At 62.3% G+C, this 19,776-nt stretch carries 24 protein-coding genes; 7 read left to right on the top strand and 17 right to left on the bottom strand.

The window, feature by feature from the left end; translation table 11 throughout:
* Nucleotides 1-110: 110 nt before the first annotated feature.
* The 4 genes from DC3_RS11405 to DC3_RS11390 all read right to left on the bottom strand — a co-directional run bounded on the left by DC3_RS11405 (nt 111) and on the right by DC3_RS11390 (nt 2,601).
* On the bottom strand, nt 111-758 hold the full coding sequence (locus DC3_RS11405) for a M23 family metallopeptidase (RefSeq protein ID WP_146884502.1): 648 nt from the start codon (nt 756-758) through the stop codon (nt 111-113).
* A gap of 95 nt (nt 759-853) precedes the next feature.
* Nucleotides 854-1,597 (bottom strand): hypothetical protein, encoded by a 744-nt coding sequence (locus tag DC3_RS11400; RefSeq protein ID WP_146884501.1) that lies wholly within the window; start codon nt 1,595-1,597, stop codon nt 854-856.
* Between the two features lie 73 nt (nt 1,598-1,670).
* Nucleotides 1,671-2,231 carry a DUF305 domain-containing protein gene (locus tag DC3_RS11395; protein WP_146884500.1) on the bottom strand — a complete coding sequence of 187 codons (561 nt, stop codon included), beginning with the start codon at nt 2,229-2,231 and terminating at the stop codon, nt 1,671-1,673.
* A gap of 10 nt (nt 2,232-2,241) precedes the next feature.
* Complete coding sequence (locus tag DC3_RS11390) at nt 2,242-2,601, bottom strand: four-helix bundle copper-binding protein (protein WP_146884499.1); 360 nt, start codon at nt 2,599-2,601, stop codon at nt 2,242-2,244.
* A 240-nt stretch (nt 2,602-2,841) separates the two neighbouring features.
* Here DC3_RS11390 and DC3_RS11385 point away from each other — a divergent pair, with 240 nt between their 5' ends.
* Nucleotides 2,842-3,399: a hypothetical protein gene (locus tag DC3_RS11385; protein WP_146884498.1), complete on the top strand. Its 558-nt coding sequence runs from the start codon at nt 2,842-2,844 to the stop codon at nt 3,397-3,399.
* Nucleotides 3,400-3,426: 27 nt separating this feature from the next.
* On the opposite strand, the gene DC3_RS11380 is transcribed toward DC3_RS11385, so the two are convergent.
* Nucleotides 3,427-5,907 (bottom strand): heavy metal translocating P-type ATPase, encoded by a 2,481-nt coding sequence (locus DC3_RS11380; RefSeq protein ID WP_146884497.1) that lies wholly within the window; start codon nt 5,905-5,907, stop codon nt 3,427-3,429.
* A 180-nt stretch (nt 5,908-6,087) separates the two neighbouring features.
* On the opposite strand from DC3_RS11380, the gene DC3_RS29965 reads away from it, so the two are divergent.
* Together DC3_RS29965 and DC3_RS11370 are read left to right on the top strand one after the other, a co-directional pair.
* Nucleotides 6,088-6,318, top strand: a complete 231-nt coding sequence (locus tag DC3_RS29965) for a hypothetical protein (protein WP_146884496.1) — start codon at nt 6,088-6,090, stop codon at nt 6,316-6,318.
* A gap of 31 nt (nt 6,319-6,349) precedes the next feature.
* Nucleotides 6,350-7,126 (top strand): sulfite exporter TauE/SafE family protein, encoded by a 777-nt coding sequence (locus tag DC3_RS11370; RefSeq protein ID WP_246130631.1) that lies wholly within the window; start codon nt 6,350-6,352, stop codon nt 7,124-7,126.
* 15 nt (nt 7,127-7,141) lie between these two features.
* Here the strand turns inward: DC3_RS11370 and DC3_RS11365 are convergent, their stop codons facing one another.
* The 6 genes from DC3_RS11365 to DC3_RS11340 all read right to left on the bottom strand — a co-directional run bounded on the left by DC3_RS11365 (nt 7,142) and on the right by DC3_RS11340 (nt 11,973).
* Entirely contained in the window at nt 7,142-8,479 is a 1,338-nt protein-coding gene (locus DC3_RS11365; protein WP_146884495.1) for a phenylacetate--CoA ligase family protein, read from the bottom strand.
* A complete protein-coding gene (locus DC3_RS11360; protein ID WP_146884494.1) occupies nt 8,421-9,026 on the bottom strand; it encodes a DUF2336 domain-containing protein in 606 nt (201 codons plus the stop codon). Before DC3_RS11360 ends, DC3_RS11365 begins: the two co-directional genes overlap by 59 nt.
* Complete coding sequence (locus DC3_RS11355) at nt 9,023-9,694, bottom strand: M50 family metallopeptidase (protein WP_146884493.1); 672 nt, start codon at nt 9,692-9,694, stop codon at nt 9,023-9,025. Before DC3_RS11355 ends, DC3_RS11360 begins: the two co-directional genes overlap by 4 nt.
* A gap of 1 nt (nt 9,695) precedes the next feature.
* Complete coding sequence (locus tag DC3_RS11350; protein WP_146884492.1) at nt 9,696-10,517, bottom strand: class I fructose-bisphosphate aldolase; 822 nt, start codon at nt 10,515-10,517, stop codon at nt 9,696-9,698.
* 40 nt (nt 10,518-10,557) lie between these two features.
* Nucleotides 10,558-10,803, bottom strand: coding sequence for a DUF2933 domain-containing protein (locus DC3_RS11345; RefSeq protein ID WP_146884491.1), 246 nt, complete (start codon nt 10,801-10,803; stop codon nt 10,558-10,560).
* Nucleotides 10,804-10,938: 135 nt separating this feature from the next.
* On the bottom strand, nt 10,939-11,973 hold the full coding sequence (locus DC3_RS11340) for a YVTN family beta-propeller repeat protein (protein WP_146884490.1): 1,035 nt from the start codon (nt 11,971-11,973) through the stop codon (nt 10,939-10,941).
* A gap of 175 nt (nt 11,974-12,148) precedes the next feature.
* Between DC3_RS11340 and DC3_RS11335 the strand changes: the two genes are divergently transcribed.
* Genes DC3_RS11335 through DC3_RS11325 form a run of 3 tightly spaced genes read left to right on the top strand, consistent with a single transcriptional unit; the run spans nt 12,149 to nt 13,640 of the window.
* Entirely contained in the window at nt 12,149-12,565 is a 417-nt protein-coding gene (locus DC3_RS11335; protein WP_146884489.1) for a cupredoxin domain-containing protein, read from the top strand.
* 3 nt (nt 12,566-12,568) lie between these two features.
* Nucleotides 12,569-13,396, top strand: a complete 828-nt coding sequence (locus DC3_RS11330; RefSeq protein WP_222594748.1) for a cytochrome c biogenesis CcdA family protein — start codon at nt 12,569-12,571, stop codon at nt 13,394-13,396.
* 10 nt (nt 13,397-13,406) lie between these two features.
* Nucleotides 13,407-13,640 (top strand): anti-sigma factor family protein, encoded by a 234-nt coding sequence (locus tag DC3_RS11325; protein WP_146884488.1) that lies wholly within the window; start codon nt 13,407-13,409, stop codon nt 13,638-13,640.
* A gap of 104 nt (nt 13,641-13,744) precedes the next feature.
* On the opposite strand, the gene DC3_RS29960 is transcribed toward DC3_RS11325, so the two are convergent.
* The 6 genes from DC3_RS29960 to DC3_RS11295 all read right to left on the bottom strand — a co-directional run bounded on the left by DC3_RS29960 (nt 13,745) and on the right by DC3_RS11295 (nt 18,048).
* A complete protein-coding gene (locus DC3_RS29960; RefSeq protein ID WP_146884487.1) occupies nt 13,745-14,743 on the bottom strand; it encodes a C39 family peptidase in 999 nt (332 codons plus the stop codon).
* Nucleotides 14,744-14,797: 54 nt separating this feature from the next.
* The gene (locus DC3_RS11315; RefSeq protein WP_146884486.1) at nt 14,798-15,589 is read right to left on the bottom strand and encodes a response regulator transcription factor; all 792 of its coding nucleotides are present in this window, start codon (nt 15,587-15,589) and stop codon (nt 14,798-14,800) included.
* Nucleotides 15,590-15,661: 72 nt separating this feature from the next.
* Entirely contained in the window at nt 15,662-16,381 is a 720-nt protein-coding gene (locus tag DC3_RS11310) for a DUF3159 domain-containing protein (RefSeq protein ID WP_146884485.1), read from the bottom strand.
* A 38-nt stretch (nt 16,382-16,419) separates the two neighbouring features.
* The gene (locus tag DC3_RS11305; RefSeq protein ID WP_146884484.1) at nt 16,420-16,863 is read right to left on the bottom strand and encodes an allene oxide cyclase barrel-like domain-containing protein; all 444 of its coding nucleotides are present in this window, start codon (nt 16,861-16,863) and stop codon (nt 16,420-16,422) included.
* 94 nt (nt 16,864-16,957) lie between these two features.
* The gene (locus tag DC3_RS11300) at nt 16,958-17,620 is read right to left on the bottom strand and encodes a hypothetical protein (RefSeq protein WP_146884483.1); all 663 of its coding nucleotides are present in this window, start codon (nt 17,618-17,620) and stop codon (nt 16,958-16,960) included.
* 23 nt (nt 17,621-17,643) lie between these two features.
* Nucleotides 17,644-18,048 carry a hypothetical protein gene (locus tag DC3_RS11295; RefSeq protein WP_146884482.1) on the bottom strand — a complete coding sequence of 135 codons (405 nt, stop codon included), beginning with the start codon at nt 18,046-18,048 and terminating at the stop codon, nt 17,644-17,646.
* Between the two features lie 233 nt (nt 18,049-18,281).
* On the opposite strand from DC3_RS11295, the gene DC3_RS11290 reads away from it, so the two are divergent.
* Nucleotides 18,282-19,760 carry a multicopper oxidase family protein gene (locus DC3_RS11290; protein WP_146884481.1) on the top strand — a complete coding sequence of 493 codons (1,479 nt, stop codon included), beginning with the start codon at nt 18,282-18,284 and terminating at the stop codon, nt 19,758-19,760.
* The last annotated feature ends 16 nt before the right edge of the window (nt 19,761-19,776 follow it).

Below are 19,776 nucleotides of genomic sequence, written 5' to 3'. Positions count from 1 at the left end.
CCTGGGCATCCCCCCCGGATGGTGCACCCTGTCCAGAGGCAGGTGTTGACCCAGGCTGGCCCCAATCAAGCATCCCAGGGTGCAAAAAATCATCAGGGTTGGAGCGGAGGTCAGTGGATTTTGAGGGGGTCGAGTTCACGGCCGTTGAAGGTGATGCGGTAATCGAGGTGCGCTCCGGTGGCGTACCCGGTGCGGCCCACCAGGGCGATGGCCTGCCCGTTTTGCACGTGCTGTCCGACCTGCACCAGAAGTTGGCTGTTGTGGCTGTAGCGGCTTTGCCAGCCGCCCCCATGGTTGATCACCACGGTGTTGCCGTACCCGCTGGAATCAAACCCGGCGTACACGGTGCTGAAACGGGCGGCTTTTATGAGGGTGCCTTGCGGCGCGAAGATGTCCAGTCCACCGTGGAAGTTGCTGCCCGCCACCACCAGGGTGCGGTAACCGAAACCGCTGGTGATTTTGCCATTGAGGGGCCACGTCCAGGTTTCCTGGCTGAGCCCTGCGGGCGTGAATTGCGCTTTGGCACTGCCTTTGCGGGTGGTTTTGGCAGGCAGGGTGAGTTTCTGTCCGATGTGCAGGCTGGTGATGTTTTTGATGTTCCGGTTGGCTTCAAGCAGGTGTCGATGTTGAGGACCTGCTGCCGGACGATTCAGGTGAGGGTATCGCCTTTCTGGACAGTGTAAGTCTGGGCGGCATTGGCCGAGGTGAGGCTCAGGGCGAGGAGCACAAGGAGGACTCTGGGCATCAAGGGGGACCATAACAAGGAAACATAAAATTGTGTAAAGGTACAATCGGGCGGGTGGCCCAATCGGTCCAGCCCTGTGCAATCCGCATGGGGGCCTGAGGTTCTTGTCTAACGGGGGGCGGGGGCTTCCTGCACCTGCAGCCCTTCCCCCTTGCTGGTGACGCCAAAAATGCGCGTGGGGTCCTTGGCGTGCACCGCGAAAGCGAGCAGCACCTCACCAGAGGTCTTCTTCCAGCGTTTGCCGTCTTGCACGAACACCCCGGCGGCGGTGGCAAGCCAGTACCGGCCAGAAGTGTCCTGCTGCACGTTCATCACCGGGTAAGGGGTGGGGATTTTCACAGTGCGGTTCCCTTGCACTTCAAAGAGGCCCAGGGTGTCACTCACCCCGGTGAGGCCCCGTGGGGTGCCGAGCAGCCGGAAGGTGTCATCGGGAAGGGGGGCTTTCTTCCAGCTCTGGCCTGCGTCCTGGCTTTTCATGACGCCCAGCCCGACGATGAGGGCGTAATGCACCTTTTCAGTCAGCCGGGTGTAACCGTGCACGTCCGGCATGGTGGGGAGCCCTGCGGGCGTCAGGGGGGTGAAAGTGCCGGCCAGGCTCACATCCCCAAAAATGCCATGCCCGGTGAGGCGCAGGCGGCCCTCCAGGGGGGTGAGGTTCATGGCGTCAAGGTTGGTTTGCTGCAAAAGTTTCCTCCAGGTTTTGAAGGGGCTTTTGCTTTGCAAGATGCCGTCGTGGTGCCCGACGAGCACCCGGCCGTCCGTCAGCCACACCACCGCATGGGCATCCCGGCTGGGGAGGGGGCTCGCGAACGCCAGGGAAGTGAAAAACAACAAGGCCGTCCAGTGCTTCATGGGTTCACTGTACGGCAGGTGCGTGAAAAAACCGTAAAGGCAGATGGGGCTTGCCCCATCTGCCTCTGGGTGGTCAGTGTTTGGAGAGCCACATTTTGAAATCCAGGATTTCCTTGCCCTGGGCGGTGACGATGTTCCGGGCGAGGCGCAGCACCTCAAAATTCCCGCTTTTCTCCAGGGCCATGCCCGCCATGTGAATGGCGCTGGCGTGGTGGGGGATCATCATCTGCACGAACATTTTGTCCGGATCCATGCCTTGCATGTCCGGCATCTCCATCATGCTTTTCATCTGGCCGGCCATCTCTTCATCCATGCCCCCCTGGGTGGCCAGCAGTTTTTGCATCTGGGCGATTTCTTTTTTCTGGTCTTGAATGATCTGCCTGGCCCACTGTTTCACTTTTGCGTCCTTGCCCATCTTCAGTGCCATTTCGGCCATGTCGATGGCCCCCTGGTGGTGGGGGATCATCATGCTGAGGAAGGCCCGGTTGAAGTCCTTGCCGGTCAATTTCATCATCTGGTCCATGCCGGGCATTTGCATCATTTGCATGCCGGTCATGTTTTGCATGTTCATGGTGGTGTGGTCCTGGGCGAAGGCGAAGCCGGTGAGCAGCAGGGTGGTGAGCAGGGTTTTCATGGGGTTCTCCTCAGTGGTGCATGCTGGCCATTTCACGGCAGCTTTCGGCGCACTGGCGGCACACGTCCGCGCAGCGCTGCATGGTTTCGTCGTTCATTTTGCTGCAGTGCTCGGCGCAGTGCAGACAGATTTCGGCGCAAGCCTGGCAGGTGTGCTGGTGCAGGTGGCTTTCCCTGAGCATGAAGTCCGCACTGGTCTGGCAGATGTCGGCGCAGTCTTGAAGGGTGGTGAGGTGCCCTTTTTCGGTGTGCTCGCCCCCCTGGGTGAGGCAGTAAGAAAGGGTCTGCAGGCAGGTGGTGTGGCAGTCCTGGCACATTTGAATGCAGGCTTGCAAACTCCGGCTGGCGGTGTGGGTGGCCTGGTGGTTCATGGGGTCCTCCTGAAGTGTGAATTTCCCGCCCCGGGTGGGGTGGCTTTTCTCAAGATGGCCGAAAGGGGGGAAGGGCACCGTAACAAATCTCCCCGAGCGAAAGAGAAAATTGTGTCTCAGACGATCTTTTTTCGTTTTGTACGACTTTTATACATGGCCTTCAGGTTCGTTCAGCCGCCCTTTACACAAGCTTCACACCCTGCCCCTAAGATGCTGCGGGACAATGACGTTGAGGCATCCATGGACCCTGACCTGCCCCTGTTTCAGGTGGAACACCACCACATCTCCATCCACCACCTGCTGAAAAGCCTCCAGGTGCCGATGCCGGGACAGTGCTGGCAGAAACTCCAGCAGCACCCCAGTGTGCCCCTCCCACCCCACACCCTCAAACAATTCACCATGCGAGATGGCCGCAAAGGCCGCCTCACCCCCGCCGTGCACGTCCGGCACCAGCATCACCTGATGCAGGCCTTGCAGCACGCCGCCCTGATGGAAGCACCCATTCAGGAACTCTATCCCGCCGAACGCGCATTCCTGCGGTTGCTGGAACACGAATGCCAGGAGCACCTCCCGAGGCGGTTGTGGCGGGCCGGACCATGGCCGTTCGACCTGTACTTCGAACACGGCCCCCTGGTGGTGCAGTGCAAAAGGACCACCCTCCATGCCCTCACCCGGCTGACCGTCTTGCAGGCCAGGCACGGGGTGCAGGGGGTGCTGGTCGACCCCCACCAGAAGGACTTCCCCTCCGAGCACTGGGTGGAGGTGGTCAGATACACATTGCAAAAAGAAACCCGGTGACCACCGGGTTTCCTGAAGGACTGAACCTCAGTGGGCCGTGCCCACCCGCAGCCGGTTCAGGGACAGGGCGTTGAGGGTGACCGTCACCGTGGAAATGCTCATCAGCAAAGCCGCCCACTCGGGTTTCAGCAAGAGGCCCAGAGACGGGTAGAGGACACCTGCAGCGACCGGAATGGCCAGCACGTTGTAAATCGCAGCCCAGAACAGGTTCTGTTTGATTTTCCCGTTCACCGCTCTCGCGAGGCGGATGGCCACCGGCACTGCTGCTGGATTGTCCTGCAGCAAAACCACCCCGGCGGTCTCAATGGCCACGTCGGTGCCAGCCCCAATCGCAATGCCGACCGTGGCGGTGGCGAGCGCAGGCGCGTCGTTGATGCCGTCCCCGACCATGGCGACCCGCTTGCCGCCCTGCATCAGCCCCTCGATCCTGGATTGCTTCTGGTCGGGTTTCACGCCAGCAATCACCTCATCGATGCCGACCTGTCTCGCCACCGCACGGGCGGTGTGCTCGTTGTCCCCGGTGAGCATCACCGTTTTGATGCCCAGCTGATGCAGGTCCCGGATGGCCCTGGTGGCCTCCGAACGCACCTGATCGGACACCCCAACGAGCCCCATGAGTTCCCCCCCTTTCGCCACGTACATCACCGTCTCCCCCCGCAAAGCGGCCTCATCGGCCTGAGAGGAAGCGTCCAGGGTGGGGATGTTCTCCCGCACCATCAAATCCACATTTCCCACCCGCACCATCGCACCCTCCAGCCCTGCCTGCACCCCGAAACCCGAGATGTTCTGGAAGCCGGTGGTTTCCCACAAGGAAAGGTTTCTCGCTTTCGCTCCGTCCACAATGGCCCGGGCGAGGGGGTGATCGCTGTGCCGGTCCACACTGGCCGCCAGACGCAGCACCTCATCCTCACTGCCCGAAAGGGCCACGATGCGGGTGAGGGAAGGTTTGCCTTCGGTGAGGGTGCCGGTCTTGTCGAACACCACGGTGTCCAGCCCGGCGGTGTTCTCTAGGTGGGTGGCGTTCTTGAAGAGCACCCCCTCTTTGGCGGCCCGGCCCATCCCCACGGTGATGGCGGTGGGGGTGGCGAGCGCCAGGGCGTCCGGGCAGGTGATCACGATGGTCGAAACGGCTGCAGTGAGGGCAAACACCAGGTTGCCAGTGAGCAGCATCCACACGGCGAAGGTGACGAGCCCTGCCAGCAAAGCCACATACACCAGGTACCGCCCGGCGGTGTCCGCGAGGCGCTGTGCGGGGGCCTGGCTGCCCTGGGCGTCTTGCACCATCCGCACGATGTTCGCCAGGGCCGTGTCCGAACCGACCTTCTGGGCCTCCATGCGGAACGACCCGTCCTTGTTGACCGTCCCGCCCGTCACGGCTTCCCCGGCTTTTTTCAACACCGGAATGGGCTCCCCGGTGATCATGCTCTCATCGACGTAACTCTCACCCGAAGTGACCTGGCCGTCCACCGGGACGCGGTCCCCGGGCTTCACGGAGAGGGTGTCCCCGGCTTTCACTTCAGACAGCGGCACCGTGATTTCCTGGTTGTCCCTGGCCACCCGGGCGGTCTCCGGAACCAGTTTGAGCAGGGCCTCCACCGCCTTCCCGGTGTGGTACCGGGCCCGCATTTCCAGCCAGTGCCCCGCAATCGAGAAGGTGGTGAGCATCGCCGCGGCTTCGTAAAACACTTCCCCTTTGAAGAGGAAGGTGGCGGCCACCGAGTACAGGTAACTCACCCAGATGCCCAGGGCAATCAGGGTCATCATGTTGGCTTCCCGGTGCTTGAGGGCCCGCCAGGCGCTGGTGGTGAACAGGCTCCCCCCCCACAGGATCACAGGCGTGGTGAGCAAAAACCCGAACACCTCCATCGAAAGCCCAAAAGGAGGCATGCCCTTGAAGCCCAGGCTCTCCCCGATGGGGGAGTACAGGACGGCGGGAACCGTGAGGATCAGGGAGAAGATGCCCTTGACGAGCATCTCCCGGATCATTTCCGGTCCGTGACCCTCGTGCCCACCATGCCCAGCGTGAGCATCCGGTGTGTGCATTCCACCATGCCCGGCGTGGGCATCTGGGGTGTGCATTCCGCCATGCCCGGCGTGAGCATCTGGGGTGTGCATTCCACCATGCCCGGCGTGGGCATCTGGGGTGTGCGTTCCTCCATGTCCACCATGTCCAGCGTGGGCATCTGGGGTGGGGCTTGTGGGTGCGGAGGGCGTGGGGTGGGTGTGTGTTGGGGCCGTCTCGGTGGTTTTGGAGGCAGGGGGGGTGGGATGGTGGGGGGGGTTTTTGCAGGTGCAGAGGAAGCCCTGTTGTTCGAGGTGCTGGTGGAGGTTTTGTTCGGTGAGGGTGGTGGTGATGTGGGCGACCATGCGGGTGCGGTCGAGGTGCACGTGTTGCACCCCGGGGATGTGTTTCGCCTGGCGTTCGAAGTGTTCGAGGTCGGTGCCGCTGTGGCAGTTTTTGAGTTCGACTTCAATGGTGTGGGTGTGGTGGTGGGTGTGGCTGGTCATGGTTCCTCCGTGGGGTGAGGGAACGACTCACCTGTTATCCCCCTAGGGGGGATTTATGGTTTTATTGTGCTGCGTTTCACAGGCAAAGTCAAGAGTCACTGTCAGGACACTTTTCTCTTGCGGCCAGCCAAATGATCAGACAAAATAACTTAACATCCCCACCGGGGGATTGGAGGTTTTATGGACCGCTGCCTGATCCGCAAACTCCAGCGCATCCAAGACCACCTGCAGGAACTCCACACCCTCATGCAACACCCCCACCCTTCCACCCACCGGGTGTTGTGCCACCTGCAGGCCCTGCAAGAGGAACTCCGCCACCTGCAACGGGAGGTGGTGCGCCACGCACTCCCCGACCACCTGCACGACCCGGACTGGGTGGTGGAAGCCCACCGGCAGTTGCGACACCACTGAACCCCGCCCTGAAAACCACCTTGCCTGCAGCGTGTCGCACCCCTATGATGGACGGGTGCTGGGCACCGACCTGTTGATCTTGCTGCCCGTGGCTTTCCTGACCAGCGTGATCAGCGTGGTGACGGGCGCCACGTCCCTGATCACGGTCCCGGTGATGCTCGCCCTGGGCATGGCTGCACCTGAAGCCATCGCCAGCAACATGGTGGCCCTCACCGCCCTCAGCCTGGGGGCCTCCAGCCAGTTTTGGAAAAGCGGAGAGTTGCAACTCCACTCCCTCAGCGGCCTCACCGCCCTGACGGTGGGTGGGTCCCTGCTGGGCGCTTTGCTGGTCACGGTTTTGCCCACCTCCTCTTTGAAGGGGGTGGTGGTGGCCGCCATGCTGGTCATGGCCTGGGTGGTGCTCAGACCTTCCCCTACCCCACCCCCATCCCACAAGAACCCCTGGTGGGGCTGGGCGTTGACGTTCCTGCTGGGGATTTACGGGGGGCTGTTCAGCGGAGGCTACGTGACCCTGCTGACGGTGGTGTTCACCCACACCCTGGGTTTCACCCTGAAAGAGGCGGTGGTGGGCACCAAGTGGCTGAATGTGTTCTCCTCGCTGATCGCCGTGATCGTCTTCGCCCTGCAGGGACTGGTGGTGTGGCCGGTGGCCCTAGCCATGGCCCTGGTGATGTTCTGGGGGGCCCAACTCGGGGCCATCTGGACCCGAAACCTGCCTGAACGGGTGGTGCGCATGGTGTTCACCTTTGCCGTGCTGGTGCTGGCCGTGCGTGCAGTGGTGGTGGACGTCCCCTGGCCCCGAGGTTGAAGGGCCCCTGCAAGGTCACGGTCCGACCAGGTTGCCCATGGGTTTCCCGCTCAGGCCGCGCTTCACCTCCCTCCCGAAATGCACCTGCACCTGCTGGTCGAGCCCCAGTTGCTGGAGGGCCTTTTGCAGGCGGTGTTGCACCGCCTGCCTCTGCACGTCCGGCACCCCATCCCCACTGACGTGCACGTGCAGCACCCGCCCTTGCACCCCAACCTGCCACGGTCCCACCGGGAGGGGACCCAGCACGTCCTCAAACAGGTTCGGGTGCACCTCCACCCACCTCCCTGCCCTGTCCTGCAGGCGCAAAGGGTTCTCCTTGCGGCCCTCAATAGGTCTCAGGGTGCGGTACGGCATCCCGCACGGGCAGGTTTCTTCGGACTCCACCAGCCGGTCGGTGACCTCGTAACGGATCAAGGGCAAGGTGCGGCCGAACAGCACCGTCAGCAGCACCTTGCTGCCCACCTCTCCCACCGGGACGGGCCGGTTCTGTTCATCCACCACTTCTGCGATCACCAGGTCTTCAAACACATGCAGGCGGTGGTGGGGGCATTCGGCGGCCACCGTGGCCCCCTCGGTGAGGCCATACACGTTGAAAGGCGTCACCCCCCAGGTGTCCTCAATCAATTTTCTGGTGCTGTCGGTGAGCACCTCGCTGGCCAGCATCACCACTTTCGGGTGGATGTCCAGGCGGTGCTTTTGTTGCTCGAGGGCCAGTTGGCGGCCCATGGAGCTGTACGCCACCAGCACGTCCGGCTGGAATGGATTGAGTTTCACGACGTTCTCCACCAACGGATCGGTGACGTCCAGGCGCAAGGTCGGCACGAAGGGACTGTGGGCGGTCTCCCCGACCTGCAAGGACTGGTGCCAGCGGGTGGTGGTGGACCCCACCGCCATCTTGATGTGCCTGAACAACGTGGGGGTGGCCCCGGCCCAACTGTACGCCCGGGCGTAAGAGGCCATCACCATCAACCATTCCGCTTCGTTGAACGGAAAAATGCCCCGCAATCCGCTGGTGCCGGAGGTCATGCACACCTGGTGGGTCCCGAGGTGAGGGGACTTCAAATCCCCCTGCAGGTGACGTTCCAGTTCAGCCCGGGTGAGGCGGGTGTCGGTGACCACCTGATCGAAGTGCTCCATCAATTCCTTTTTGGTGATTACCGGGAGGGCCTCCAGGGGGAGGTCGGTTCGCCCCCCGTACAGGTGACGGTAGTAAGGGGAGTGGTTCACGGCGTGTTCAATGAGGTGCTGGAGGGCCTGCTTCTGGTGGTCCAGCAGGGCTTCCCGGCTCCAGCGGTCACGGGAGATGAGCACCTCCCGGTGGTGCAACAACGGCAGCAACTGGCGGAGTTTCATGGTCGGTGGTCCTTTCCTGGCCCGTGCACCCGCAGGTGAACGGAGGTTGGCAGGGCTCCGGGAGGATCGGCCTTTCTGAAGGCCCCCGGAGGGTGCTCTGGTGGTGCTTCCAGTGGGGGTGCAGGGCCAGCAGGTGCTGCTGGAGGTCTGCTGGGCAGTTCGGGTGCCGGTACAGGTGGTGAAGGGCGGCGTGGGAGAGGTGCTGGAACACCGAGCGGAGCAGCGTGGCTGGACTGGCGGGGTTTTCGCTGAGTCTGTCCCTCACGTCCTGGTTTCCCTGAGCGGCCAGGGCCTCCAGGACGTCCAGCGGGGTGCCGGGATTCCCGGCAAGTTTCAGGTGCAGGGTCGTCTCGTGCACCAGACCCCGCAGGGCCTGCTCCGGGGTGTGGGGGTTGCCGGCCACCAGCAGCCGCACCTCCTGGGCTGGGTCCTCGGCGAGCACCTCCAGCCACAGTGCGGGGGTGTGGGGGGAATCCGCGAGGGCCATGCGGAAACGCACGTCCGACAGGTACCCCTGGAACACGGCAGGGAACACCCCAGGGGTCATGGTTGGTGCTGCCTTTCTTTCCACCAGCCCATCAGGTGGGAGAACACCATGGATGCGTTGAGGGCCAGCACCAGAGCACCCAGCGGGTTTCGCAGGGCCATCCACACGGCAGCGGCCCCCAGCAGCAGCAGGAACACCCCGCCGGTGACGGCGAGCGTGGCCTGCGCGACGTCAGGTTTCCCGGTCAGCTTCCAGATCACGCTGTGCAGCATGTGCCCCCCGTCGAGGGGAGGGGCTGGAATCAGGTTGCTGACCGCCAGCAGCACATTGATCGTCTTGAGCATCCCCAGGGACCACCCCACCCCTTCTGGCCATTGGAGCAGCAAGGCAACGTGCAGCAGCAAGGCCAGCAAGAGGTTGCTGAGCGGTCCTGCGAACGCCACCATGAACGTGGAGGTGGGGGTGGGGGTGTCGTGCTGCAATTCCGCCTGACCGCCGAAAAAAGTCAGGGTGATCCGGGTGGTGGGTATGCCAAACACCCGGGCCATCCTTGCGTGGCTGTACTCGTGGAGCAGCACCGAAAGCACGTAACCCAAGGCCAGCGTGAAGGCGGTCAGCACCGGGCTGGGGATGCCGGGGTGTTGGAGCACCATCCACCCCACCAGCAGCACCATCCCCAGTGAGGTGGGATCGAACTTCAACGGAATGAACCTCTGTACGGTCGCCATGTCACACGTCCCTGAGGAGGTGCAGGAGTTGCCGGGAGAGGGCAAGGGCCTCTTCTAAGGGACGTTGCCAGACGTTGCGTCCAAACATCAATCCAGCGGCCCCGGCTTGCAAGACCATTCTGGCTGTTTGCAGCACCTGGTTTTCCTCTGTGAGTTCACCCCCTGCAAACACCACTTTGGTGGGTCCGGCGGCCAGCAAAATGGTGTGCAGGTGCTCCTGGAGGTGCTCCATGTCTGCCTGTGGGACGTTGACTTTCCAGGTGGCCGCACCGAGTTCCTGAGCGACCCTGGCTGCGTACTGCACCATGAGGGGATGGTTGGGTCCCCCCTGACGGTCCACGTGTTCCCCCCGGGGGTAAGCCCAGACGATGACCGGCAGGCCATGCCGGTGGGCTTGCCTGCGCACCCGTTCGCACTGCTCCATGTCGTCGTCTTGCCGGGCGGACCCCACATCCAGGGTGTCACCCACCGCCTGGGCATTCAACCGCAAAGCGTCTTCCACCTGGGCGCTGAGGGCGGCGAAAGGCGGGCTCCCCTGAGGGATTGGGGTCTTGCCGTTCAGTTTGAGGATCCAGGGGACGTCCGACTTCTGCCCCTGGTGCTTCTCGGCCAGCCCGATGTGGAGGGCCACGGCAGAAAAAGGGATGAGGTGCGCCAGAGGGTAGAGGTGGTGGGTGTCCCAGCTGTGCGGGTGAGGAAGGAAATCCTGTGGGCCGTGCTCCAGGCCCTGGTCCAGGGGCAAAATCAGCAGGCGGTGGTGGGTGAACTGGGTGAGCTGGTGCAGGCGGCTTTTCTGGCCGGCTGTCAGGGAGGTGGGGTGCATGATGGGGGTCCTTTCTGGCCCGTGCGGGCCGGAGGGTGACTCATTTGGGGGGTGTGGGTCCGCCGTGGCTGCCGTGGCCACCGTGGCCGCCGTGCATGAAGAGGTGCAGGAGAGGGCACAGCAAGAGGAACAGGAACGGCAGGGCTTCCCTGAGGTGACCGAAGTGGCTGTAGATCAGGTAAGGGGTGAGGAAGAGGGCGACCACCAGGGTGACTTGCCAGCCGGTCTGGGTGTACCAGGGTTTGGTGGCGGTTGGGGCTTCTTTGTGGGGGTGTTCGTGTTGCATGACAGCCTTCCTTTCATCCCCCCTGGGGGGATCTTTGTTTTGAGTGTACCTCTGGGGTGTGAAGCTCCTGTAAAGGGTGACCCACCATGAGGCAGGGCCGGGATGCTCGGCACATCCCGGCCCTGACCTGGTGCATCAACGGTCCAGCAGGCTCACGCCGTTGCTGCCGTACTGGGCCTTCCAGGTGTTTTTCACCGTCTGGGTGGTGAGATCCAGCACCGTCACCGTGCCATCGTCGGTGTTGGTGACATACCCCCACCTGCCGTCAGGGCTGATCGCCACCCCGTGCGCGGCCTTGCCAGCCGGAAGGGTTTTGGTGGTCCTCAGGGCCTTCAAATCCACCACGCTGATGTCATTGGATCCGGTGTTCGCCACGTACAAAAACCGGTTGTCCGGGGTGACCGCCAGCTGGATCGGGGTGGTGCCCACCTCGATGTTCTTTAAGACCTTGCGGGTCTGGGTGTCGATCACCGTGACGTGCCCGGTGACCTTCTCACCAAGGTGGGCGTTGGAGACAAACACGGTCTTGCCGTCCGGACTGAACGCCACCTGGGCGGGCTTGCTGACCACCGGGATTTCGGCGACCACCTTGAGGGTTTTGAGGTCGAGGACCGAGACGCTGCTGGAGAGGGTGTTGGCGATGTAGGCTTCCTGGCCGTCCGGACGGACGCGCAGACCGTGGGGTTGCTGGCCGACCTTGAGGGTCTTCAGGGTTTTGCCGGTTTTGCTGTCCAGCACGCTGAGGGTGCCAGCTCCACCGTTGGTGACCAGGAGGGTTTTGCCGTCTCGGGTGTCCACCACGTGGGCTGGGTGGTCCCCCACGTCGAAGGTGCCTTGCAGGGTGTCACTCTGGGTGTTGATGCGGGCCACCACATTCAGCCCGGCTTCGGTGACATACACCCACTTGCCGTCGGCAGAGACTTGCAGGTTGTGGGGGATCACGGTGGCGTCCTTGTGGTCTTCTCCGTCCCCGGTGCTTTGTGCGTGGTGGCTGAGGTGCTCGTTTTGTTTGTCGCTGTTCAGGTCGATGGTTTTGAGGACCTCTCCGGTCTGGGCGTTGAGCACCGTGACGGTGTCGGAGTACTCGTTGGCAACGTACAGTTTGTCGGTTTGCTGGGCGAGGGCGGGGACGGACATCAGCATCAGGGTGACGAGCATTGTGGTTTTCATGGGTTCACGGTAACAGGGAAGTTTGAAAATTGTGTGAAGACCATTTGTGGCTCTGAACGGGACTTTTGTCTTCCGACGAACAAAAATTTCAGGACAATCGTCCCATTTGACTTACTCGTGAAAAACTTTACATGATCTTCACAGGACAGAGGTACCCTGACCCCAGAGGTGAAACATGAACCCCCAGACCCTGAAACGGCTCACCACCACATTGATCGCCCTGCTGCTGCTCTCCCTGATGGTCTTGCTCTTCCTCCGACCCTACCAGCGCATCCAGGCCGCCCGGCAGGAAAACGCCCTCACCCTGCAAATCAGCATGGGCGGCTGGGACCAGAAGGTGCTGAAAACCCGCGAAAGGGAAACCCTGAAGGTGTCGGTGGTGAACCTCGACAACACCATGCACAGTGACGGCGGGGGATGGCACAACTTCATCATCGAAGGCCAGAACTTCGAGCAGAAAATCGCCCCCATGACCACCGGGTCGTTCACCCTGCCCGCCCTGGGGAAAGGCACGTACACCTTCTACTGTGACATCTGCTGCGGCGGCAAAGACAACCCCTTCATGCGTGGAGAAATCCAGGTGGAAGGCTAAGCCATGACCCTCCCCCGGTTCCTGAGCCGCTGGGCCCCCCTGGCCCTGGTGCTGTCCCTGTTGCCCCTCGGCATGTGGCTGGCCGTCACCCGCGAGCACACCCTGCCCTCCATCGGCTGGCTGCAAAACAACAAACCCGCAGCCCTCCTGCTCACCACCACCACCGGCTTTGCGGACGGGGTGAACCCCTGCGCCATCACCACCCTGCTCCTGTTCATCGGTGCCCTGATGCACCTGGTGGGCCAGCACAGCCAGACGGAGGTGCTGCAGGCCCGGCGTCGCATCTGGGGGGTGGCCTTCATGTACATCCTGGGGATCTTCCTGCTGTACTTCCTGCTCGGCACCGGATTCATCCAGATTGCGTGGCTGCAAACGCTCGGCAACACCCACCTGTTCACCCGCATTGCCGGGATGCTCGCCGTGCTCCTCGGGGTGATCATGTCGCTCGAACACCTGTTCCCGGACAGCCCCATCCGCCTCACCATGCCGGGCGGCCTGCACAGCCTGGCCCGCACAGCCACCCGGCACAGCACCCTCCCCGGGGCGTTCATCGGTGGGGTCCTGATTGGCACCTGCACCATCCCATGCGGTGGAGCCATGTACCTGGCCATTGCTGCAGTGATCGCCTCTTTGACCCCGGTCACTTACGCTTACACACTGCTGTTGACCTACAACGTGGCGTTCGTTTTGCCGCTCGTCTTGCTGGTCACGGTGGCCTCCAGCCGAACGGTGCTGCAACGGGTGTCCCGCCTGCACCTCACCCACAAACGGCAGGTGAAACTCACCCTAGGCGTCTTCGTGATCCTGGTGGGATTCCTGTCCCTGTTGTAGAGGAGGCCCCATGAACCCTCTGGATTGCCCCACCACCCGGGACCGCACTGTGAAACACCTGCTGGACCACACGCCCCTGCCCCCGGAAACCCTCTTGCACCTCCGGCACTGCCCGGACTGCCAGCAGCACCAGCAGGACCTGCGACAGTTGATTCAGGCCCTGGCGTTCAGTGCCCCCCAGCCGCCCCCAGCGGACACCAAAGTGAAGATGCTGCAACGCCTCCACACCCCAAAAAAGGCCTGAACCGAGAGGCAAGTTGCGGCTGCAGTGAAAGGGGGCCGCAAAAGCAGGGGGTCTTGCTTTTCAACCTGGGTTTTTGACGGCCTCCCCGGCCCCCACAACAGGGTTCAGGGCCGTTTCGATTTGACGTTCAAGGCCAGCAGGCGCTCCCGGGCCTCCTGAAACAACGGGCGGAAGCGCAAGGCCTGCCGCAAATCCGCCCGGGCCTCCGTGACCTTCCCTTGCTGCAAGCGGGCCTCTGCCCGCCAGAAGTACGCCTCCTCATGGTCCGGGGCGGCCCGCAGCACCCTGGAGGTCAACTCCACCACCCGCCCGGGTTGCCCGGCCTGCAGGTGCGCCTGGAACGGAGTGAACTGGTACCACAACATGCGAGGAGGCACCCCCAGGCTGAACGCCCGATCAAACGCCCGCACCGCCGCCCGGGGGCTGTTCACCTTCAAGAGGCTGGAACCCAGGTTGAAGAACGCAAAAGGGTTGTCTGGCTGCTCCTTTGCTTCCCTCAGGGCCACCCGCAGGGCGTTTCGCTCCACCCAGCGGTCATCCATGCGCACCCCCAGGGTTTTTTCAACCCAGGGGGCTTTCTGCCCGGGGTACACCACCAGGTACGTGCGGTTCATCACCTGCCAGTCTTGGTCGAACTGCCCGTACGAAAACACCCTGCGGGGACCGAGGTAGGAATCAAACGTGGTGAATTGCCTGCGGGTTTCATCGTACCCCGTGACCAGCCGGAAGTGCCCCAGTCCGCCCTCCCCGGGGAGTTCCATCCAGGTGTGCACCATCACCGGAATGCCCCTTTTCACCAGGTTCTTGAGGGTGCCGAGGTTCCCACCCGAACCCAGTTTCGCCTGGAAGCCCTGCTGCTGAACGTACTCCAGCACCTGCTGTGGGGTGACGTTTTTGTCTCTGGGGTTGGGTTTCAATGCCTCCGCCACCTGGTGTTGTCTGAGGGCGCTGCCGTAATACCCCAGGTACATGCCCGTCGTGGTCGGCCCGCAATTGTTGAGGCGCTGGTACTCGTGGGGGACGCCCGTCAACTCCACCTGCTGCTGGGCGACCGCCACGCCCCCCAGCAGCAGCCCCACCAAATGCTCACGCATGCGTTTCATGCTCCGATGGTGCCCGCCGGGTGTGAAGGATCCGAGAAGGCCCGCTGAAGGCCCCTAATGTCCTGGACTTTGCGGCAAGCGCAGCACGTAACCCCGGCTGCGCAGGGTGTGAATGTAGGGGTGGGGGTCATGCTGGAGCATTTTGCGCCGCAGGTAGCCCACGTACACGTCCACCACGTTGCTCTCGGAGTGTTTCTCCGGCCAGAATTTGCGTTCAAGTTCCGGCCGGGAGAAGACTTTCCCTTCGTGCCGCACCAGCAGGGAAAGCAAATCGAACTCCCTCGGTGAGAACGACACCCGGGTGCCGTGGCAGCGCACTTCCCTGGCGTCGAAATCCATCACCCACCCTCCGAAATGCACCTCCCCCACCACCGGGGGTCGCTGGCGCCGCAGGTGCGCCCGCACCCGGGCGAGCAACTCTTCCGGCATCACCCCCCTCGGCACGCAATCGTCCGCTCCGGCCCGCAAGCCTCCCACAATCTCGTTCACCTCAGTGGTCGGGCAAAGCACCAGGATCGGGGTGTTGCTGACTTTGCGTACCTGTTCCACCAGCCTCACCCCGCCCGCCTGCAGGGCCTGATCCACCACCACCAGTTGCGGCCGGTTCCGCTCAAACAAGTCCAGGGCCTCTGAGAAACAAGTTGCCCAGGTGGTCAGGTGCCCCGCCTGCTCGAGCACCCCCCGCAACCCCATCTGGTCGGGTCTGGCCGCCAGCAGCACGGTCGACGGTCCCGGGAGGGTCACACCTCCCCCCTGCCGGTCAGGGGGTGCCCTGTGGGCTTGCCGGACCGGGGCACCGGCACCACCGTCCCCGTGAATGGCCCCTCCACCGCCCGGGAGAAACACGGCCTGCTGGGTTTGTGTGGGTCTTGCATGACCTTCACAGTAGGGGTTTTGTGTGAAAAAACCGTAAAGGGGTCAACGGACGTGCAAGAGGGCCTGATGCAGCACCTGAGGGCTGAACGGAAACGTCAGGTGACGGCCCAATTTGTGTTTCCACAACACAAAAATCAAGGTGTACGCGGTGACGGTGGCGAGGTACGCCACGGGCACCATCACCGCAACGGCCAGGGACAGGGACTGGTTGAAGGCCTCGGTGCCAAACGAACCCTTCACCATGTGGAATTTCACGTAGGTGTTCACGGAAGCCACCGTGAGGCCTTTGAGGAACAACACCACCGTGCTCTGCTGCACCAGCGTGCGCACCGGACCGTGCAACAATCGGGTGAGGTCGTCGGCCGTGAGCTGCGGAACCACCGACAGGTACTCCCGCACCACGAACCGAAACAGGGGCTTGCCGACAAGCAGGGAGGTGAGGGTGCTGACGGCCAGGAACAAACTGCCACTCGAGTCCTTGACGGCAAACGTCAAACCGTCGGTCCACCAGAAGCTGCTGAGGGCATTCACCAGCGTGGACAGGGTGAACAGCAACCACACCGGGGAGGCCTGACGGTTGCCCAGTTGCATGCCCAGCACGTACAGCGCGGGAACGAGCGCAGAAATCATGAAGGCAAACGTGGGACCGGCGAAGTCCTGCACCCCCCAGCCGGTGCCGAACAAATCCTGCTGCAACACCAGCACCGGAAAAGCCACGGTGACCAGGAGGTGCCTGAGGGGCCGCAGGTCCAGACGAAACATGCCCACAGGGTACCCCAGGGGGAACGTCAAGGGAAGCCTCAGGGCTGCAGGTGTAAGGTGACTTTACCGGTGCCGTCCCCGTGCTCCAGGAACTCCAGGGTGCCTGTGGCTCCCAGGTAAGTCCCACTGCCGCCCACCACGGTGAGGGTCTTGAGGGGGCTGTTGGTCATGATGCCCTGCACCGCCACGGTCCCCCCGGGCAGCACATACGTTGCTGTGCAAGAGAGTTTAAAAGGGTGCTCCTGCTCAGGCGCAAAGCGGGTGATGGTGCAAAACCCACTTCCCGAACCCACCTCTTTGCCTTCCTGGAACAGACGGTCATCAAAAACGGTGGTGTCCCCCACCCCGGGACCGGGTGTGCCCACATCAATCAGGGTGAACGGGCTGGTCTGAACATCAAACACCAGTGGGACAGGTGCAGCAACCGCAAAGGAAGTGAAAAGCAGGGAAAGTACGGGCGTGAGGAAACGAGACAATTTCATGGTTTTTCCTTTTCTGGGCCAGCAACAGCTGGCCCTCCCAGGCAACGGTTGGTGTCTGGCGTGGGTCTTTTTTGGAATTCAGGGGTGGGTGAAGTTACTGCAAGCCGGATCCAGGGAAGGGCACGTCATGGATCCACTGGCCTTTTCCGGTCACTGGATCCAGGGAAATCCACTCCCCGAGGCGGGTGACCCCGTACAGTTGACCTTCCACTTCGGTGAGGCCGGAGACGTCCCGGAAACCGGTGGAGCCGAGTTCTGTCACCTGGCCACCCGGTCGGATGACCGCCAGGGTGTCGTCCTCTTCCGGTGCCCCCAGGGTGACGAGCATCCGCCCCTGGTGCTGAATCAGGTCGCCACTCACCGATTTCTGGGTCTGCAGGGTGGTGACTTTCTGCATCACCAGGCGGTCCAGACTGATCCGGAACACATTTCTTCCTCTGGCGGCCAGCAGGTCCCCGGAGAGGGTCTGGGTGAGGCTGTTTACGGGAACGAAGCCTTCCACATCCACCCGCACGGTTTCTGCCGTTCCGGGGTCGATCCGGTACAGTCCGTTCAGGGTGACCCCGTAAAGCTCCCCGGTGTCCTTCAGGAGGGCGATGTCCTGCACAGGACCCACATCAAAGAAGCCTTGCAGGGTGGCTTCACCGGTGTGGAGGTTTAGTTCGTACAGGGCACGTTCACTGCTGGCGAACACCCCCCGGTCCAGGGGAACCTGCACGGGAGGGGTGGTGCTGCAGGACACGAGCACCAGGGTCATCAGAGAAAGGACACGCAACATGATCAGTCTTTCAGGTCTTCATTCAGGCGGGTGAGCAGTTCGACGCCCAGTTCATACCCGGGGCGCACGAACACCAACGTGGCTTGACTCCAGTCCTGCACGGCAGCAACCTCCTGGCCCCCATCGTGGAGTTTCAGGTGGGGGTAGGCCCCGTACTCCACGAAGCAACCAAAGTCTTCAGCAATTTTTTCGAGTTTGAGGGTGTTTTCCTTATTCCACCTCAGCACGTAAGGCAGCAAGAAGGCGGGTTTGCCGCAACTGCCGCCGAGTCCAACGAGTTCGAGGCCGGCCACTTCAGGCACGGTGTCCCGGAGGCGGGCGCGTTCCAGGAAGAGTTGGCGGTCCCTGACCTGGGCGGGGAGGGCTTTGAGGCTGGAGACGTAACTGCCGACGTTCAATTTGGTCATGGTTTTCCTTTCCTTGGCCTGCACGGGCAGGCATGGGGCACCTGTGGTCTCGAACACCCTGTTTCTCTCCACCCCTTTGGGGGGATACCGAAAATCAGAATTGCCAACCATCGGGTCTGAAGTCGATTATGTGGACAAAAACGGCGCTTTCTCTGTGACTGAAGTCTCTTTTGAAGATCGGATGTTGACTTATCCCCCTCGGGGGGATATAAAGAAAACACAAGGAGTTCCCGATGATTCGAACCCTCACTTCCCTCACCCTGCTGACCGTGGCGCTCACCGCATGCGCTCCAAAAGGAAGTCCCATGACCGAGTACCACAACCCTGCTGAAGTGCAAGCAAGCCGCACAGAAAAAGGCAGCACCTTCACCCTCACCGCCGCAGAAACCAGCATCACCCTGGACGGCAAAGAGGTGAAAGCACAGCTCTTCAACCAGAGTTTTCCCGGACCCCAGCTCACCCTGCAGGCCGGAGAACAGGTGAACCTCACCCTCAAAAACGACCTCCGTGAACCCACCAACCTGCACCTGCACGGCCTGACCCTCCCGGCAGGGGTGGACGATCCCTTTCTGCAGGTCCAGCCCGGAGAAAGCCACACCTACAGCTTCACTGTTCCGCAAGGCCTGCACGGCACCTTCTGGTACCACACCCACACCCATGGGCACCTCGGAACACAACTCTTCCAGGGCCTCGCAGGACCCTTGATCGTCGAGGACCCCACCTTTGACAGCCACATCCAGGGGATGGAGACCCACACCGTGGTGCTCAAAGACCTCCCTGTTGAAGTACAGGACAGTGACGGCACCCGCATGAACGGCCGGGAAGGCAAACTGCTGGTCAACGGCCTCTCCTCCCCCACCCTGAAGACCGAAAGCAGCTGGGTGAGGCTCCGCCTGATCAACGCTTCAAACGCCCGCTATGACCTGCTGAAACTCTCTGGTTCAGCTTTTCTCCACGTCATCGCCAAGGACGGGATCGACCTGCCCAAAACCGAGCAGGTGAAAGAACTCCTCCTCACCCCCGGCGAGCGGGCCGATGTGCTGATTTCCGTGCAAGACCAGCAGGACCTCCGGCTGGAAAACCACCCTTACGACCGGGGGGTGCATGAGATGGACGGGGGGCATCAGGGTCACACACCCAGCACACCAGAGGTGCTCCTCACCCTGCAGGGGAAGAAAGGGAGCGTCTCAGCCAGCGTGCCACAACCTGCCCTGCAGCCCCGTCCATTCCTGAAGGTGACTGGCAACGAAGCCATTCGCAAGGTGGTGCTGCAAGAAACCATGCAGCCTGTGAAATTCTTCATCAACGGACGCACGTTTGACATGAACCGGGTGGATTTCCATGTCTCTGAAGGCACCACCGAAATCTGGGAGGTGGAGAACCAGACCGAAATGGACCACCCCTTCCACCTGCACACCTTCCCGGTGCAGGTCCTCTCGGTGAACGGCCAGGAAGTGCCTCCGGTGTGGAAGGACACCGTGAACGTCCCTGCGAAAGCAAAAGTGCAGGTGGCCGTGAAATTTGAGGGCTTCACCGGCAAGACGGTCTTCCACTGCCACATTGCCGAGCACGAAGAAGAGGGCATGATGGGCGTCTTGCAGGTGCATCCAGCAGGTGAGGCGCTCCCTGCGTCTCTCACACCCACCCTTCCCCCTGCAGCTGCTTCGGAGGACATGCCTGACATGCCCGGCATGGACCACAGTGGCCACTGAGTCCCCTTTCTTTGTT

This window comes from Deinococcus cellulosilyticus NBRC 106333 = KACC 11606 (assembly GCF_007990775.1).
Classification (GTDB): Bacteria; Deinococcota; Deinococci; order Deinococcales; family Deinococcaceae; genus Deinococcus_C; species Deinococcus_C cellulosilyticus.
Note: the sequence above shows the minus strand (reverse complement) of the source record. Positions and strands in the feature narration are given on the sequence as shown.